Annotated in this window: 12 protein-coding genes and 1 pseudogene; 7 read left to right on the forward strand and 6 right to left on the reverse strand. The window is 65.2% G+C overall.

The window, feature by feature from the left end:
• Positions 1-92 precede the first annotated feature (92 nt).
• From ACODS0_RS06745 to ACODS0_RS06765, 5 genes are all read left to right on the forward strand, one after another.
• Complete coding sequence (locus ACODS0_RS06745) at positions 93-557, forward strand: carboxymuconolactone decarboxylase family protein (RefSeq protein ID WP_488833782.1); 465 nt, start codon at positions 93-95, stop codon at positions 555-557.
• A gap of 181 nt (positions 558-738) precedes the next feature.
• A complete protein-coding gene (locus ACODS0_RS06750) occupies positions 739-2358 on the forward strand; it encodes a tail fiber domain-containing protein (protein WP_488833785.1) in 1620 nt (539 codons plus the stop codon).
• Between the two features lie 29 nt (positions 2359-2387).
• A complete protein-coding gene (locus ACODS0_RS06755; RefSeq protein ID WP_488833787.1) occupies positions 2388-4088 on the forward strand; it encodes a tail fiber domain-containing protein in 1701 nt (566 codons plus the stop codon).
• The gene (locus tag ACODS0_RS06760; RefSeq protein WP_488833789.1) at positions 4085-4810 is read left to right on the forward strand and encodes an Ig domain-containing protein; all 726 of its coding nucleotides are present in this window, start codon (positions 4085-4087) and stop codon (positions 4808-4810) included. Before ACODS0_RS06755 ends, ACODS0_RS06760 begins: the two co-directional genes overlap by 4 nt.
• A 189-nt stretch (positions 4811-4999) precedes the next feature.
• On the forward strand, positions 5000-5770 hold the full coding sequence (locus ACODS0_RS06765; RefSeq protein ID WP_426305838.1) for a class II aldolase/adducin family protein: 771 nt from the start codon (positions 5000-5002) through the stop codon (positions 5768-5770).
• A gap of 422 nt (positions 5771-6192) precedes the next feature.
• Here the strand turns inward: ACODS0_RS06765 and ACODS0_RS06770 are convergent, their stop codons facing one another.
• The gene (locus ACODS0_RS06770; RefSeq protein WP_147433278.1) at positions 6193-6621 is read right to left on the reverse strand and encodes a hypothetical protein; all 429 of its coding nucleotides are present in this window, start codon (positions 6619-6621) and stop codon (positions 6193-6195) included.
• A gap of 4 nt (positions 6622-6625) precedes the next feature.
• Positions 6626-9523, reverse strand: a complete 2898-nt coding sequence (locus tag ACODS0_RS06775; RefSeq protein ID WP_488833791.1) for a hypothetical protein — start codon at positions 9521-9523, stop codon at positions 6626-6628.
• Positions 9524-9878: 355 nt separating this feature from the next.
• Between ACODS0_RS06775 and gstA the strand changes: the two genes are divergently transcribed.
• Positions 9879-10487 carry a glutathione transferase GstA gene (gstA, locus tag ACODS0_RS06780; RefSeq protein WP_488833793.1) on the forward strand — a complete coding sequence of 203 codons (609 nt, stop codon included), beginning with the start codon at positions 9879-9881 and terminating at the stop codon, positions 10485-10487.
• Positions 10488-10652: 165 nt separating this feature from the next.
• Here gstA and ACODS0_RS06785 read toward each other — a convergent pair whose 3' ends face one another.
• Positions 10653-11879 carry a YbfB/YjiJ family MFS transporter gene (locus ACODS0_RS06785; protein ID WP_488833795.1) on the reverse strand — a complete coding sequence of 409 codons (1227 nt, stop codon included), beginning with the start codon at positions 11877-11879 and terminating at the stop codon, positions 10653-10655.
• Between the two features lie 170 nt (positions 11880-12049).
• Between ACODS0_RS06785 and ACODS0_RS06790 the strand changes: the two genes are divergently transcribed.
• Positions 12050-13153, forward strand: coding sequence for an alkene reductase (locus tag ACODS0_RS06790; protein WP_488833798.1), 1104 nt, complete (start codon positions 12050-12052; stop codon positions 13151-13153).
• Between the two features lie 108 nt (positions 13154-13261).
• On the opposite strand, the gene ACODS0_RS06795 is transcribed toward ACODS0_RS06790, so the two are convergent.
• The 3 genes and pseudogenes from ACODS0_RS06795 to ACODS0_RS06805 all read right to left on the reverse strand — a co-directional run.
• On the reverse strand, positions 13262-13849 hold the full coding sequence (locus tag ACODS0_RS06795; protein ID WP_488833800.1) for a hemerythrin domain-containing protein: 588 nt from the start codon (positions 13847-13849) through the stop codon (positions 13262-13264).
• A gap of 169 nt (positions 13850-14018) precedes the next feature.
• Positions 14019-14396 carry a CZB domain-containing protein gene (locus ACODS0_RS06800; RefSeq protein ID WP_228897296.1) on the reverse strand — a complete coding sequence of 126 codons (378 nt, stop codon included), beginning with the start codon at positions 14394-14396 and terminating at the stop codon, positions 14019-14021.
• 54 nt (positions 14397-14450) lie between these two features.
• Positions 14451-16013 (reverse strand): annotated as a pseudogene (locus ACODS0_RS06805) (methyl-accepting chemotaxis protein); the annotation flags it as partial.
• Positions 16014-16105: the final 92 nt, after the last annotated feature.

Here is a 16105-nt window from a genome sequence, read left to right on the forward strand (position 1 = left end):
TAACCAGTATGAAAGGCAGCAACACCACCGCCGCCTTCATGCCCAAGGTTTATCTACCCCGGACCATTGCCACCAACATCCAAGGAACCGCCATGTCATCGACCACCCAACACACCGCCCGCCTGCCCTATCACAAGCTGTCTTCCAAAGCCTTCATGGGCCTGGTGAGCCTGTCGGAAACCATCAAGAAGGGCCCGCTGGGCGCGCGCCTGGCCGAGCTGGTGTTTCTGCGCGTGTCGCAGATCAACGGCTGCGCATACTGCATGGACATGCACTGGACCTACCTGGTCAGGGACGGCATGGACCCGCGCCACCTGAACGCCGTGGCAGGGTGGCGCGAGGCGCCGTTCTTCGGCGAGCGCGAACGCGCCGCGTTCCGCTGGGCCGAGATCATCACCGCCACGCCCGACAGCGATGCGAGCGACGAGGAATACGCCAAGCTGCAGGCGGTGTTCAACGAAGCGGAAATCTCCGAACTGGGCTTTGCCATTGGCGTGATCAATGCGTGGAACCTGATCAACGCGGGCATGCGGGCGCCGATTCCGCAAGCGGGCTGAGCACAGGTGCAGGGCTTTTGCGCAGCGCGACCCCTGGCAATTACTCGATTGACGATCTGGCATCGCTCGGCCAGACTCGTCGCCATTGATGGGCCGCTGGTTCTGCGGGCGGCAATGCCGCGATGCAGCAATGGCCATATTGGCGCCCTGGGCAGCCCATGCCCACCTTCGAGAAAGCCCCATGAAACCCCTGCACCGAGCCACCATCGCCCTGATGGCAACCCTCGCGGCTGCCACCTGTGCTGCCCAATCCCCGGCCCAGGCCATCTCCACCACGCGCCAGGCTGACCGCATCACCTGGACGGCTGCGGCCCCCCACGGCGCTGCCAAGCTGCGGCTGGCCCGCCCGGATGGCACGGTCAGCGACCTGCCGTTTGCGCGCGGCCCCGTGGTGCTGGAGCCCCAGCGTGCAGGGCTGGCCGATGGCCGCTATTTTTATGAATTGAGCCTGGAGCCCCCTGCGGCCATGGACCCCGCCCAGGCCCAGGCCACGATGCAGCAGCGCATCACGGCGGGCTCGTTCGTGGTCATTCAGGGCCAGTTGGTGGTGGATGCGACCGAGCCAGGCGCCCCTGTGCTGCGCACCAAGACCGGCAGCACCTTCACCACCAAGGACCAGGTGGTGGCCGACGACCTGATCGTGCAGGGCAGCCTGTGCGCGGGCTTTGATTGCGTCAACAACGAATCCTTTGGCTTTGACACGCTCCGGCTCAAGGAGAACAACCTCGGCATTCATTTCGACGACACCAGCGTTGGCACCTTTCCGGCCAACGACTGGCGGATCCGTGTCAATGACACCGCCTCGGGCGGGGCATCGTATTTCACGGTCGAGGATGCCACGGCCAACCGCCAGGTCTTCACCGTCAGTGCTGGCGCCCCCAGCAACAGCCTGTACGTCAGCTCGACGGGCCGGCTGGGCCTGCGCACTGCCACGCCGGTGCTGGACGTGCACACACTGACCGGCAACACCCCCGCCATTCGGCTGGAGCAGTCGTCGGCAGGCGGCTTCACGGCGCAGACCTGGGACATCGGCGCCAACGAGGCCAACTTCTTCGTGCGCGACGTCACCAACGGCTCGCGCCTGCCCCTGCGCATTCGCCCCGGCGCGCCCACCAGCAGCCTGGACATTGCGGCCTCGGGCGCAGTGGGCATAGGCACCGCTTCGCCCGGCGCGGCGCTGCACGTCCGGCGCACCGATGGCACGGCCCAGGTGCTGGTGCAGGAAACCAGCGGCACAACGGCCCCGCGCACGCTGCTGAACCTGGCCAACAACGGGCCAGCCGTCTTGCGCTTTACCACGGCACCGGCCACGGGCTGGGACATGACGTCAGGCACCGCGCTCACGCTGGCGACCCAGGGCGCTGGCACCCCCCAGTTCACGCTGGCGGCCAACGGCAACCTGGCAATCACCGGCACGCTGAGCACAGGCTCCAGCCGCACGCTCAAGACCGGCATCGAGCCGGTCAATGGCGCCGCCCTGCTGGAGAAGGTGCTGGCCCTGCCGCTCTACCACTGGCGCTACAAATCCAGCCCCACACAAGAGCGCCACGTCGGCCCCATGGCCGAGGACTTCCGCAAGATCTTCCAGCTGGGGCAGGACGACAAAAGCCTGGCCCCCGGCGATCTGGCCGGCGTGACCCTGGGCGCCGTGCAGGCGCTGGCCCGCAAGGTGAACGAGCGCGAGGCAGACATCGCCGCGATCCGGGCCCGCATCTCCCTGCTCGAAGCGCAGATGGCCCCGACGGGTGCTCCGGGCGCTTCGGGCGTGCCCACCAAGAACGCCACGCCCGCAGCACGCTAGGGATTGCCAATATGCCAATCCACCATTGCTTGCCCCTCCTGACCAGGCTGCGGCCGCGCGCTGCCGCCCTGGTTGCCGCCACCCTGGCATCCCTGCTGAGCCCACCCCTCGTGCACGCACAAACCGGCAGCGAAGTGCAGCCCCCCGCCATTGCGGCACGGCTTCAGGCCACCCGGCTGGAGTGGACCCCCACCGCACCCCATGGCCGCGCCGTGCTGCGCATCGCCCGCGAGGGCGATGCGCCCCAGGACCTGGTGCTGTCCGGCCCGTTGGTGTTGTCGCTGCAAGACCATCCCTTGCCCGACGGACGCTACACCTACGAGTTGACGCTGGCCCCCACCACCGCTGCCGTGCGGCCCGACGATGCAACCCCCGTGGCGGCCAACCCCGTGGGTGCCTCCAGCGCTGCCGGGCCCAGGGGCGCCATGCTGGCCGGCAACGTGTCGGTGGCGGGCGGTGCGTTTGTGCTGCCACCCGCACTTTTGCCCCCGGGCGAAGGGGATACAGCCGACGGCCCCGCCGCGCAGTCCGCCCCATCTTCAAAGGCCGCCCGCACCCTCCGCCTTGCCACCAAAGACCAGTTGGTCGCCGACGACCAGATCGTGCAAGGCAGCATCTGCATGGGGTTTGACTGCGTCAACAACGAGAGCTTTGGCTTCGACACCCTGCGCCTGAAGGAAAACAACCTGCGCATCAAGTTTGAAGACACCAGTGCGGGCGCGTTTCCCGGCAACGACTGGCAGATCATCGCCAACGACAGCGCCAGCGGCGGGGCCAGCTACCTCGGCATCGACGATGTCACAGGCAGCTTGACCCCCGTGCGCTGGCTGGCCGGAGCGCCCGCCAACAGCCTGGTTGTGGACCCGCAAGGGCGCGTGGGGGTGGGCACCGGCGTACCCGTGCTTGATCTGCATGTGCTGTCCTCCAACACCCCGGCGCTGCGGCAAGAGCAGAACAACACCGGCGGCTACACAGCCCAGACCTGGGATGTGGCGGGCAACGAAGCCAATTTCTTCGTGCGCGATGTCACCGGCGGCTCCCTCCTTCCCCTGCGCATCCGGCCGGGGGCGCCACATGCCAGCGTTGATATTGCGGGCAACGGCAGCGTGGGCCTGGGCACGCCGCGCCCTGCTGCCCCGTTGCACCTGCGGCGCGCGGACGGCAGCGGAGCCCTGCTGGTGGACAACACCAGCGCCACCGCCCTGCCCCGCGTGCAGATGGAGCTGGAGAACAACGGCGCCATCGCTGCGCGGCTTGCACATGGCGCAGGCACCGCATACTGGACGCAACACGCTACGGCTTCGGCCTTCAGCCTGGCGCCCAGCGGCAGTGGCAGCAATGCGCTGTCGATGCAGACAGGCGGCGGCCTGGTGGTGGCCGGCACGCTCAGCCAGGGCTCCAGCCGCACGCTCAAACACGACATCAGCCCGGCCCCGATCCATGCTGTCCTCGGCGAAGTGTTGAACCTGCCGCTGTATGCCTGGCGCTACCTGAGCGATCTCAACGCCAGCCTGCACCTGGGGCCCATGGCCGAGGATGTACACCAGCGCTTTCAGGTGGGCGCCAGCCCCCGGACGCTTGCGCCCAGCGATGTCGCCGGCCTTGCGGCCGCCACGGTCCAGGCCCTCCACCAGAAGCTGGCCGCCAAGGATGCAGAACTCATGGCTCTGGCCGAACGCCTTTCGGCCCTGGAGCAGCAGCTCGCGCGCAAAAACGGGGGCGCGCGATGACGGCCCGCGCAGCGCAGGCACTGCGCACCGGGTTGCGCCGCCTCACCACATGGATCGGCGTTGCCAGCCTGGTGCTGTGGGCTGCCAGCGTCGCCGCGCAGGACATCACCGTCACCCCGTCCAGCATTCCCACCCCCGCGCTGGGTGTGCCCTACAGCGTGACCTTTGTCGGCAGCGATGGCGTGGCGCCCTACCAGTTCCTCGTCAGCGCAGGGCTTCTTCCGGCGGGCCTGAGCCTGTCGGGCACGGGCGATCTCACGGGCACGCCCACCAGCTCGGCGCCCTACAGCTTCACCATCACGGTGTCCGACGCCCTGGGGCGCGAGCTGGACCTGCTGGGTGCAGGCACCGTGACAGGTGCGCTGACCATCACCCCTCCGCCCGTGCTGGTCGCGAACACCGCATACAGCGGACAGATCCAGGTCACCGGCGGCACCGGCCCCTACACCTTCACCGTGAACTCCGGCCCCCTGCCCCCGGGCATGACCTTGGGGCCCAACGGCCTGCTGAGCGGAACACCGACCACACCGGGGCTCTATGTCCTGGTCATCCATGTCACGGACGCCAACGGCCTGTCCTCCACCATCACACTGAACCTCCAAGTGATGGCCCTCTCCACGGGGATTCCGGTGAACGATCCATGGATGCTGGTGCTGGCGGCGCTGGGACTGGGCTGGCTGGGGCGGCGCCAGATACGGCAGCAGCAAGGACACGGGCGCTGATAGACCGGGCAGGGCCCCAGGGCACAGGAATTTGAACAAAATTCGGCCCTGGCGCTTGATGGATGGACTTAGGAAGCTATTATTTCCATAGCATCCACAAAAAGCGCAACACCTGTAGCCTGCCTGACAGACCCGCCCGCCCTACCGCCCTACAGTGGGGTCTCCTACCCCCACCATCGGAGACACCCCATGCTTAACATCCCTTCGCTGCAAGAAAGCGTCAGCCCCGAAGAATGGCAGCTGCGCTGCGACCTGGCCGCGTGCTACCGGCTCGTTGCGCTGTACGGCTGGAGCGACCTGGTCTTCACCCACATCAGCGCCAAGCTGCCCGAATCGGTGTCGGGGCCCGAGCACCAGTTCCTCATCAACCCCTACGGCCTCATGTTCGACGAGATCACGGCATCGAGCCTGATCAAGGTGGACATGCAATGCAACAAGCTGCACGACTCGCCCTTCCCGGTGAACCCGGCAGGCTTCGTGATCCACAGCGCCGTGCACGAGGCGCGGCCTGAGGCGGGCTGCGTTCTGCACACCCACACGCGTGCCGGTGTGGCCGTCAGCGCCCAGAAGGGCGGCGTGCTGCCCATCAGCCAGCAAAGTACCTTCGTGCTGGGCTCGCTGGCGTACCACGCGTACGAGGGCGTGGCCTTCCGCGACGAAGAAAAGCCGCGCCTGCAGGCCGACCTGGGTGAGGCCAACTTCCTCATGCTGCGCAACCACGGGCTGCTCACCGTGGGCAAGACGATTGCCGACGCGTTCCTGTCGATGTACACCTTCGAGAACACTTGCCGCATTCAGATCGACGCGCAGGCAGGTGGCGAGTTGATCGCCGTAAACCCCCAGATCGTGAGCGGCGTGGCCCAGGCCATGCGCGTGCAGACGGGCGGCCTAGGCGGCGCCTTTGCCTGGCCAGCACTGCTGCGCAAGGTGCAGCGCGACCTGCCAGGCTGGAATACCTGAGACGTCCTACAGCCCCCGACAGCCGGTGCACCAGAAGGCCTTAACGGTGTCTACGCTGATGCCGAGGGTGACCACAAGGCCGATCTGGTTGTGCGCGTTGAGCGGGAGGGTGCCCGGAAAGATGGGCCACCCTTTGCCAGATAGGCCGTTGTGCAGGGGCGCCCGTATGATCGTCCGGGATGCGACACCTAGCTGAGAAACGCTATCTAATTGATAGCTTCTTGCGCTTGATGATTAATCGCTGTAGCCTGATTTGGCTTGAAGTGCATGAATGCCAGGGGGCAAGATGCAAGACTTGACCCCGGCGCCCGCTCTCTCTTCTGCCTGCAAGTGTTCGTATCTCGTTCCCATTTGCGTACATTACCCTCGGTGAGGGTGTTGCACTTCAGATTTGAAACCGCCCTCCAGCACTCCGCACTCATTTACAGAGAGACACCGTCCTGGACAGCTAGCTCTCCTGCTACGCGAATGTAGTCTCCAATATTCAGTTCCAAATTAGACTCAAACTGAGCTTCAATTTGATCATTTTTTTCAATTTCAATTAAATAGGTATCCGAGGATATCTTCCCGATAACTTCACCGATCACAATCGCATGAGGCGACCCATAAGCGTCTTGGCTCATCGCGTTATCAGCCCTGCCTTCAAGCACCCTATGATCGGCGATAAAAAATAATCCAACTTTCAATTGAACAGGCTCATCCATCTTTAAATAAATGGACGACTGCCCTGGCTCTAAATATTCATTTGGTTGGACAAGATTGCACCAAACCAATCGATCGTCCGTCTGAATTGATAAGAGTCGCTCATATCCGTCGACGTCAATGCTCTTAATTTTTCCACTAATTTTCATGACATCACTCCATTTTCATAAAGGTCTTTGGATCGCTTGGCATGATTGTCTGAAATTTCCCATCTTTCACGATAACAAGAACACCTTTATTTAAATTCTCGACACCTTTAACGAAATAAATGGATTTCCCATTATCTAAGTGTCTTGCTTCACCATTTTTAACCACTGATTCGGCGGCATTGGTGAATGCATCAAATCCTTCTTGAGACTTACCAAAAGTCCCGGCTTCCAATCCAAGTCGGGTCTCAAGCGATGGAATACGTTCAGGAAATTTTTCCCAATAGCCAGCAAAATGCTTTACGCCCTGGTTAGTGCCATTTTCAAGAGTCCCCCATTGGTTGCTCGATGGACGTTCTAAGATCAACTCTGACAGCGACCTACTAGCTCCTCTTGCGGCAGCATCCCCTGCGCCTTCGGCCACAACACCGCCAATACCCGACCCCGCCTGAGGCCCTCCATCCGGCGTCTTGTCCACGGCCCCCAGCGCATTGTCAACTCTGTTGCCAAGCCCATTGCCGATACCTCGACCCAGCACACCACCTATCGCCACCCCCGTCTGTGCATGCAGCCCTTCTTCCGTTGCAAAGCCGGTGATGTCATTCATCACCTCTTGCCCCCACCCCCCGCCTGCAGCAGCGTCCAACGCTGCGGCTCGGGTCCACAGGCCGTTGTAGTTGCTGTCCCGCCGGAAGTCCTCTCCCATGCTCGCTCGGTACTGCGCGGCGGCGTCCCGGTACTCCTGGGCACTGTAGCTGTCGACGGGGCTGTGAGACATCTCCACCAGTTCCGTGAAGCTGTACTGTGGTGGTTGTACCTCTGTGCTGTTGCGATACTCGATCTCTTGTCTGCGAAAGTCCTCTGGCAGCATCGGCTGCGCAGTCTCCCGCACCTCGGTCTCTGACAGCATGGGCTCGCCGTCGCTGCTTTGTGCCAGCGTGCTGGTGGTGCCGTTAGGCCAGATCAGTTGGGCGGGCTCTATGTAAGCGCCACTGTCATCAAAGTAACCCGCATCACCCACTGTTCCGATGGGGGCGGACGCGACCTGGATGCCTTGCGACGATGGCAATGTGGCGGGGTTGGCAAATGCCTCAACCCACTGCGCCGTCTGCGCATCCACCTCACTGGCCCCCAAGTTCTTCACCCAGTCGCTGGAGGGCTTGTCTTGCGCTTGTCCCTCATTCCCCACCTGGCTTTGACCTTGCCCCTGCACTGCTCCTTGCCCCTTTCCTTGCGCCCCCTGGAGCCCGTCGCCCAGCACTCCGCTCAGAAACTCGCCCGCAAACCCCGCCGCCGGGTCGTTGGTGCCCGCAATCTTCAATGCGCTGCTGGCAGCTTTGCTCAGGAGCTTGAGCACGCTGGCCTGCTCGGGGCTGATGTCCTTGAGCTCGCCGATCTGCTGATTCAGATGGTCTCCCACCCCTTGCGCGATGCTGGCCAGGGCGCTGTTCATGAAGCCGTCTTTGAATTTGCCGCCCGTGGCTTCTTGCAGTAGGCCTGTGAGGCCCGCCTTGCCCAGGTGTGCCAGGCTGCTCTTGGCCAGGTCGGCGCTGCCCAGCATGTCCTTCAGGCCTGTGTATTGCATGACGCTGCCTGCAATGCCCCCCGTCAGGGCCGATCGCAGCAGGTTGCCGAAGTCGATTCCGCCGGTCATCACCGTCTGGGAGATCGCGCTGCCCATGGCCCCCATGGCAGCGCCTTGAACGAAGGTGCCAGCCCCTGCCTGTGACAGCAGGGTGCCCACAGGCGGCAAGGCCACCATGCACATCAGTGCGCTGAATGCGACGGGCAGGGCTTTGTCCAGAAAGCCCGTCGGGGCCTGGATGTTGTCCGCGCTGGTGCTCCAGCCGTTGACGGGGTCAAACCACAGGTATTCCTTGTTGATAAGGTCTGCGCTGTGTTCTGGGCTGAGTTGGGTGTAGTCCCGCAGCAGGCAGGCGTCGGGCAGGCTGGGGTCGCTGCCGTAGGGCTGGCCCTGGGCGAGCCTGAAGGGGCCTAGTGTGTGGTAGCTGGGTTCGCTGTGGGCGTCACCTTCCCTGCCCTCATGGAACACCAGGGGGTCTTGGCCGTGCATGTCGGCAAAGACCCGTTGGGCCAGGCTGTCGCCTTGGGCGTAGTGGCGCGAGAACGCTGTGGGGTCCAATGTCCAGTGCCCAGGCTCGGCGGTCTCGCCTTGCCCGGTGCCAGGGACCCATTGACTGCCCGGGGTATCGGGGCCGGGGTTCTGGGTGGCTTGGTCGAGTGCGTGCAGGTATTGGTTGCGTACACCATCTTGGGCTTCTTGCAGTTGGGTCAGCCGCGCGCCCAGGTCGGGGCCAAAGCGAGCGAGGATGCCTTGGCCGACGTTGGTGTCGGTGTTCAGCGGGCGCAGGGGCGGGCCGAACTGGGCCACCATCTCCTGGTTGGCGGGCTCGGCCAGCAGCAGTTCCAGGGCAGCGATCTCGGTGGGGCTGGCGTTGGGGGCTGCTGCCTGGGCGCCGGCAGTGCCAGTGGCTGGGTTCTCGGGAGTGATCTGCAGGGGTTTGGTCTGCACCAGGTCGATACCGAGACCTGCTGCGTTCTCCGGGGTGACCGTAAGGGGCTTGGTGTGCGCAAAGTCGATGCCCAGGCCTGCTGCGTTCTCCGGGGTGACCAGCAGAGGCTTGGTCTGTGCCTGCACCATCAGGGCCAGTGTGGTGCTGGGGGTGTGGTCGGTGGGGGCGAAGAGGGAGGTGCTGGCCAGGGCGGGGTCAGCCTGGGGGTTCTGGGGATCGGGCTGGCCATAGCCGCCTGGGCCGCTGTCGGTGAAGGCGCTGGCGTTGTCCTGGGGCTGGTCCGGGAAAAGCCGTGCGCTGCCAGGAGCGGGCAGGCTGGTCAGGTCGCCAGGGGCGGGAGCGTAGGTGGAGGCTGAGGGGGCGACTTGCATGGCGCGCGACTGTGCCTACAGGCATCAGCGCGCGAAACTGGGAAGGCTCCTAGCTAGGAGTGTTCCTAGCTAGGAATGACCCCTACATGGGACAGGCCGGTGGGAGCCGTGGGGAATGAAAGAAATATGGCCGCAGGGGCCGTGGAGAGCGCGCAAGCAGCTATGGAATCAGGAGCGGTCTGCACGCGGGGAATGCAGGAGGTGGGCTGCGCGGGTTACAGACTTTTACCAGGGTGAGGGCTGCAGAGGAATGACCGAGGCCACCACGCACTGTCGGCCGACATAAAAACAGCGAAGCGCATAGCATCGACAGCTTCACCGTTTGTCACTCTTTCACGAATTCAAGGACCGATCCATGAAGCTCTACTACTCCCCCGGCGCCTGCTCCCTGTCTCCCCACATCGCCCTGCAAGAGGCCGGCCTGGCCTACACCCCCGTGCTGGCCAGCACCAAGAGCCACAAGCTGCAGGATGGTACCGACTACTACACCATCAATGCGCTGGGTTACGTGCCCGTGCTGGAGCTGGACAACGGCGAGCGCCTGCGCGAAGGCCCGGCCATCGTGCAATACATCGCCGACCAAGTGCCCGACAAGCAACTGGCCCCCGCCAACGGCACCCTGGCGCGCTACCGCCTGCAGGAGTGGCTGACCTTCATCGGCACCGAGCTGCATAAGGGCTTCAGCCCCCTGTTCAACGCCGCCACTCCCGAGGACTACAAACCCATGGTGCGCGAGCGGCTGCTGCAACGCCTGCAGTGGGTAGATGGCCAGCTGGCGGGCAAGCAATACCTGATGGGCGACCAGTTCACCGTGGCCGACTGTTACCTGTTCACCGTGACCAACTGGACCCAACCCACCAAGCTCGACATCTCCGGCCTGGCGAATCTGGCGGCCTACCGCGAGCGTGTGGGTGCACGGCCTGCGGTGCAGGCGGCCATGAAGGCAGAAGGCCTGCTGAAATAGGGACACCCCCCTGAGGCGCTGCGCGCCTTCCCCCCGCTCTCGCTATGCGGGCAGCGGGACAACACCCTCGCTGCGGGGCGGCCCTTGCTCGGCGTTTCTGGTCTAGGCCGCGCCAGTATCGATTGGGAGCGCATAGCACGACACACGGCCAAAACTCCAGATGCGCTAGAGCGGCTTCTGCCGCCACGCCACCAGCGCCCCCACCCACAACGCGCAGGCCGAGAAGACCAGCCCGCGCGCCAGGCCTCCAGGGCCATCGGCAATCCAGCCCACCACCGTGGGCCCCGCGATCTGCCCCGCCGCAAACACGATGGTGAACGCGCTGATGCCGCTGGCCCACAGCGCCTGCGGCAGGTTGTGCCGCACCAGCGCCGTGGTCGATGCCACCACCGACAGGAACACCCCGCCAAACAGCAGCCCCGAGGCCAGCACCACCGGCCACGCGCCCGTGATGGCGGGCAGGATGGTGGCCACGCCCAGCAGCGCATTGAGCCGCGCCAGTGCCTCTCCGCCCCGGCTGCGGTCCAGCAGCCCGGCCCAGATGCGTGAGGACAGCACCACGGCCAGCCCCAGCAAGGCGTAGAACAGCGTCACCTCGCCCGCACCCCGGCCCTGCTCTCGCAGCAACGCCACCACAAAAGTCATGTAGCCGATGTAGCCCACGCCAAAGAGGCCATAACCCAGCAGCGCAGGAGCCAGCGCCCGCCAGCGCACGCGGTCGGGCACTGCAGCCTCCGGTGTGGTCCCGCGCGCGGCGGCCACGGGTGCAGCCAGCCCGTTCAACGCACGCGCAGGCCACAGCAGCACCGCCGTGGCCGCCATGCAGGCCAGCGCCAGCACCCACCACGCCCAGGTCCAGCTGTGCGGCGCAGGCGCCACGCCCAGCACCGCAGGCACCAGCAAGGCCGACAGGCTGATGCCCCAGCCCGTGCCGCCGTAGTACAGGCCCAGCAGCAAACCGCTGCGCCCCGGCACCTGGGCGCCCAGCCGCGCCGCCAGCAGGCCCCCCGCAATGAACACCAGCGCACTGGCACCACCGGCCAGCAGGCGCTGCACCAGCAGGGGCGCTGCCTGCGTGAAAAACCCGCTCAGGCCCATGAACACCGTGGCCATCACCGCACCTGCCACCAGCACCGTCCCCGGGGCCACGCGCCTCAACAGCAATGGCGTGGCAAGAGCCCCCAGCAGATAGCCCAGCGCGTTCACCGTGTTCATGCCGCCCGCCAGCGTGTACGACCAGCTCAGGTCCTCACGCATGGGCGGCAACAACAAGGCATAGGCAAACCGCGTGATACCCAGCGAGATGGCCGCACCCATCGACAAGGCCACGGCCAACCACAGGCTGCGCAACGGGGAGACGGAAAACGGTGCGGAAGGCGGTGGCAAGGGCATGGCAGTCCATTCTCGTGCAACGGCCCCCGCGCCGCTGGCACGACAGTCTGAGCGACCGGGCTAACACAAAACCTGTGCCCTTGTTGACGCAAGTGTGCTGCACGTTTTGCGCTGCAGCATTAAGCTGGAAGGCTGCTTTTCTTGCACACAGCCCTCAGGACACCCTCACCATGACCTCTTTGTTTGAACCCACCCGCGCGGGCGACCTTCAGCTGGCCAACCGCATTGCCATGGCGCCCCTGACGCGCAACCGCTCGCCCGAGGCCATCCCCACCGACCTGGTTGCCACCTACTACGCGCAGCGCGCCAGTGCCGGCCTCATCATTTCCGAGGCCACGGCCATCAGCCCACAAGCCCAGGGCTATGCCGATGTGCCCGGTCTGTACGGCACCGAGCAGCTGGATGGCTGGAAGAAGGTGACCCGCGCCGTGCATGACGCCGGCGGCAAGATCGTGGTGCAGCTGTGGCACGTGGGCCGTGTGTCGCACACCGACCTGCAACCCGGCAACGCAGCACCCGTGGCGCCCTCGGCCGTGCAGGCCAACACCAAGACCGTGCTCATCAAGGACGGCGTGCCCACCTTCACACCCACCTCCATGCCCCGCGCGCTCGATGCCGAAGAGATCCCCGGCATCGTGCAGGACTACCGCCACGCCGCGCGCAACGCCATTGCGTCGGGCTTTGACGGTGTGGAGATCCACGCGGCCAATGGCTACCTGATCGACCAGTTCCTCAAGACCGGTGCCAACCAGCGCACCGACGACTACGGCGGCAGCATTGCCAACCGCGCCCGTCTGCTGCTGGAAGTGACCCGCGCCATCGTCGAGGAAATCGGCGGTGGCCGCACCGGCATCCGCCTGTCGCCCGTCACCCCCGCCAACGACATCGTGGACGCCGACCCCCAGCCCCTGTTCGACCACGTGGTGCGCCACCTTGGCCCACTGGGCCTGGCCTACATCCACGTCATCGAAGGCGCCACCGGCGGCCCGCGCGAGGTGGAAGGCCGCCCGTTTGACTACGCCGCCCTCAAGGCAGCCTACCGCGCAGCCGGTGGCAAGGGCGCCTGGATGGTCAACAACGCCTACACCCGCGAGCTGGCCGATACCGCCCTGGCCCACGGTGCCGACATCGTGGCCTTTGGCCGCCCCTTCATCGCCAACCCCGACCTGGTGGCGCGCCTGAAAGCCAACGCACCGCTCAACGAGGTGAACCGGGCCACACTCTACGGCGGAGGCGCCGAGGGGTACACGGACTATCCGGCGCTGAGCGCCTGAGTTCACACCGCGAAGGAACGGCCTCGTTGGGCCGCGCTGGTTGCAACTGGCGCTGCGCTTGCGTGCTCTGGAGGGGTGCCCCTTAAGGGGGAAGGCGCCGAAGGCGACTCAGGGGGGGCTTCCAAGCCCTATCGGGTTGGGCGCCCGCATCACGATCCGGGTGAACAACCGGTCATACGCCGCATCGCGCGGCTTGCCCGGGGCCAGCGGGTTGGTGTTGCTGGCAAAGGCCGCATCAATGGCCACCCAGTCACCGGGCTGCAGGCACTCCTGCGCCGCCGGCAGGACCACGGTTTCCTCGGTGCGCATGTGCTCCAGGTAAAAGCGCACATAGCGCTGCAGCGCGTCGGCGAAGGCCTCGCGGCGGCCATCACCCATCAGCTCCCAGCCCAGCAGCAGGTGCTGCAGCTCCCGCACCGCTGCCTCGCCACCTTCGTGGTCGCGCTCCAGCTGCGCAATGGCATCAGCGGCCTGGGGCGCGCGCTCGGCCACTTTGGGGAAAAGCCACTGCGACTCTTTGGGGTGGTGCTGCCTTTCGGGAAACTCGTCGATGTAGAACAGCATGGCCCGCATCACGTCAAAGAACGCGGCAGGCGCATCGCCCGGGCCCTGGTCCAGCATCAGGCGCAAGGAATGGAGCACAGCCGCAAGCGACGCATGCTCTTCGCGAATGGTCCGCAGGCTGATCGACGGCATGGTGCACTCCCCAGGGTGATACGGGGTTCAAGATTGCCACGATGCGCGCCTACACCGCCTGACGCAGATCAAGAGATACCGGGGCTGCCACGCCCGGGGCCCCAAGACGCCTCACCCATCCGAGGCCAGGATCATCCGGTCCGTCAGCTGCGGCCCTGATACCCGATCCTCAAAGGCTGTTGCGCAACTGGATGATGGCGGCACCGACCGCGCTGGAGGCCTGCGAGAACGGGGTATTGCCCGCCAATGCCTGCTCGGCGTCCGCGTAGTTGCCCCGGTTGATGGTTTGGGCAATGGCGCCTGCCACTTCATGGAAATCGCGGTGCTTGTCCACCAATGACTGGAAGGCAGGCAAGGCGCCATAAGACCCCTGTCCTTTGCCATGCAGCCAACGACCCAGCTCGCAGCAGTCATCGCGCCTGATCGTGTCGGCATCAAGCTGCTGATGCTTCTTGGCGGCATCGCGCAACTTGGTGCGCCACTGCGCATGGGCCTTGATGGCCGAATCAAGGTCAACACCCTGGACGGATGGAGCCGCCAGCGCCATGGATGTACCGTGCTGTAGGGCGACGGTCTGCCGCACGCCGACGGAATGCTGGTCGTCGGCCAGATGGAACTGCTGCACCACCTGCGACAGCCGCGCGGCCTGCTCGCGAAGTGATTCGGCGGCAGCAGCGGACTCTTCCACCAACGCCGCGTTCTGCTGCGTCATGCGGTCGATCTCGCCCACCGAGCCATTCACCTGGCCGATGCCGGCCGACTGCTCGGACGCCGCTGCCGTGATCTCGCCAATGATGTCGCCCACGCGCTGCACACTGCTCACGATGTCTTTCATGGCCGTGCCCGCTTCTTCCACGTGGCGCACGCCACCGTCCACGGCCGTCACGCTGTTCTGGATCAACCCCTTGATGTCGCTGGCTGCTGCGGCAGAGCGCTGCGCCAGGCTGCGCACTTCGCTGGCCACCACCGCAAAGCCCCGACCCTGTTCCCCCGCGCGGGCGGCCTCGACGGCAGCGTTCAGCGCGAGGATGTTGGTCTGGAACGCAATCGAGTCGATCAGGCCGATGATGTCGCCGATCTTGCGGCTGGAGGTGGAGATCTCGTGCATGCTGGCCACGGCCTGCTGTACCACGCCACCGCCGTGCGTGGCCATCTGCGAGGCCGAGGCCGCCAACTGGTTCGCCATCTGCGACGACGACGCCGTCTGCTGCACCGTGGCGGTCAACTGCGACAGCGAAGACACGGCCTCCTGGGCGTTGCTGGCCGTCTGCTCGGTGCGCTGCGACAGGTCCTGGTTGCCCGTGGCAATCTCCTGGCTGGCTGTGGCGATGTTGCCGCTGGCATCGCGCACCTGCGCCACCAGCGCGCCCAGGCCCTGCTGCATGTCGCGCAGAGCGCGCTGCAGGTCGGCCACTTCATCCTTGCCCTCGGCCGCAATGTGCTGCGAGAGGTCGCCCCCCGCAATCGCCTGCGCCATCCTGCGTGCGTCTTCCAACGGGCGGCAGATGGAGTTCATGTTCATCAGCGTGGTGGGCACCACCACCACCACGGTGATCAGCACGGCCAGCACAAACAGCCACTTGGTCTGGTCAGACACCTCGCCCTGCTGCTCCACCGACTTGGCCACCTCGGCGCGCAGCACGGAATCAAGCTCCGCCATCAGCTTGTCGGCCTCGGCAAACTCGGCCACGGCCTTGCCGCTCATGCGGTTGGCAATCGTGGCCGTGTCATAGCCGCTGGCCTCCAGCTGGCGCGCCACGTGCGCGAACAGCTCGCGGTAGCTGTCCAGGCGCTTGACGATGTTGCGCACCACAGGGTTGTCAGAGTCTTCCTCGCCTTCCAGGAACTTGTTGGCAATCTTCTTGGCCTTGTCCTGGCTTTCCAGCCATTTGGCGTGCGCCGCTTTCACCGCCTCGGGCTTTTCATAGCCAATGATCATGTCCTTCTCGAACTGGCGAATGGCCCCCATCTCGCCACGCAGCTCGGCCATGTAGCCCACCTCGGCAAACGAGTGGTCCATGAAGTCCTGGCTCATGTTGTGGATGCGGAACATGCCCAACATGCCCGCGCCCCCCAGCAGCCCCAGCAGCCCCAGCACCACGCCAATGGCCCCCAGCATGCGCAAACGTATGGTGAACTGCCGCATGAGCGAGAAGAGATTCATGATCTGTCGTCCTTCATATATTGGTATGCCTGTGCGCCCGTCGCACCTCCCCCGAGGCCACGGATTCGCAACAAATCGTTGCAGTTTGCCAG

Source organism: Acidovorax sp. FG60, assembly GCF_057808995.1.

Coding starts and splice junctions, on each gene's coding strand:
- ACODS0_RS06745 (WP_488833782.1), top strand. CDS start 93: ATGTCATCGACCACCCAACACACCGCCCGCCTGCCCTATCACAAGCTG.
- ACODS0_RS06750 (WP_488833785.1), top strand. CDS start 739: ATGAAACCCCTGCACCGAGCCACCATCGCCCTGATGGCAACCCTCGCG.
- ACODS0_RS06760 (WP_488833789.1), top strand. CDS start 4,085: ATGACGGCCCGCGCAGCGCAGGCACTGCGCACCGGGTTGCGCCGCCTC.
- ACODS0_RS06765 (WP_426305838.1), top strand. CDS start 5,000: ATGCTTAACATCCCTTCGCTGCAAGAAAGCGTCAGCCCCGAAGAATGG.
- ACODS0_RS06770 (WP_147433278.1), bottom strand. CDS start 6,621: ATGAAAATTAGTGGAAAAATTAAGAGCATTGACGTCGACGGATATGAG.
- ACODS0_RS06775 (WP_488833791.1), bottom strand. CDS start 9,523: ATGCAAGTCGCCCCCTCAGCCTCCACCTACGCTCCCGCCCCTGGCGAC.
- gstA (WP_488833793.1), top strand. CDS start 9,879: ATGAAGCTCTACTACTCCCCCGGCGCCTGCTCCCTGTCTCCCCACATC.
- ACODS0_RS06785 (WP_488833795.1), bottom strand. CDS start 11,879: ATGCCCTTGCCACCGCCTTCCGCACCGTTTTCCGTCTCCCCGTTGCGC.
- ACODS0_RS06790 (WP_488833798.1), top strand. CDS start 12,050: ATGACCTCTTTGTTTGAACCCACCCGCGCGGGCGACCTTCAGCTGGCC.
- ACODS0_RS06795 (WP_488833800.1), bottom strand. CDS start 13,849: ATGCCGTCGATCAGCCTGCGGACCATTCGCGAAGAGCATGCGTCGCTT.
- ACODS0_RS06800 (WP_228897296.1), bottom strand. CDS start 14,396: ATGGCGCTGGCGGCTCCATCCGTCCAGGGTGTTGACCTTGATTCGGCC.